This is a genomic window from Kineosporia sp. NBRC 101677, assembly GCF_030269265.1.
Taxonomy (GTDB): domain Bacteria; phylum Actinomycetota; class Actinomycetes; order Actinomycetales; family Kineosporiaceae; genus Kineosporia; species Kineosporia rhizophila.
Genome location: NZ_BSTA01000044.1, coordinates 1 through 681 on the forward strand (window position 1 = coordinate 1; position 681 = coordinate 681).

Annotated in this window: 1 protein-coding gene; it reads left to right on the top strand. The window is 69.2% G+C overall.

Annotated elements, in window-relative coordinates; all coding sequences use genetic code 11:
- Positions 1-681, top strand: a 681-nt coding sequence (locus tag QSK18_RS35655; RefSeq protein WP_285628987.1) for an MFS transporter, incomplete at both ends; no start/stop codon positions are given.

Sequence of the window (681 nt, forward strand, 5' to 3'; positions counted from 1 at the left end):
TGGTGTGGCTGATGGCGGTGGTCTCGGCCGGTGGGCTGCTGGCCGCGATCGCCCCGAGTCTGCCGGTGCTGCTGCTGGGGCAACTCCTGCAGGGCGCCATGGTGGGTGCGCTGCCGTTGTCGTTCATTCTGGCGCGCAGGCATCTTCCGGCCGGGCGTTCGCAGGCGGCGATCGGGGTGGTGGTGTCGCTGTTCACCGGTGGCGGCATGATCGGCACTCTGATCGCCGGGCCGATCGCCGAACTGCTCTCCTGGCAGTGGATGTTCGCGCTGCCCACGATTGCTGTGGGGGCGGCGACGCTGGCGGTGATCCGGGTGATGCCCGCAGATGAGCCGACCGGCTCTGACGGCCCGATCGACTGGCCCGGGGTGGTGCTGCTGAGCGCCACGCTGCTGGCGCTGATGATTGGTCTGGTGTCGGTGACCAGTGCTGCGCTGCCCCCGATCGCGATGGGTGCGCTCGCGTTGCTGGTGGTTGCTCTGGCCGGAGCCTGGGTCGCGGTCGAGCGGCGGGCGGTGGCGCCCATGGTCGATCTGCGGATGCTGGCCCGGCCTGCGATGTGGCAGGGCGCCGTGCTCACCCTGGTGATCACGGTCAGCTTCGGGATGGTGGTCTTTCTTCTGCCGCAACTGTTGGCGATCTCCGGTGCAGGCTACGGTTTCGCGGCCGGAACCACCATGA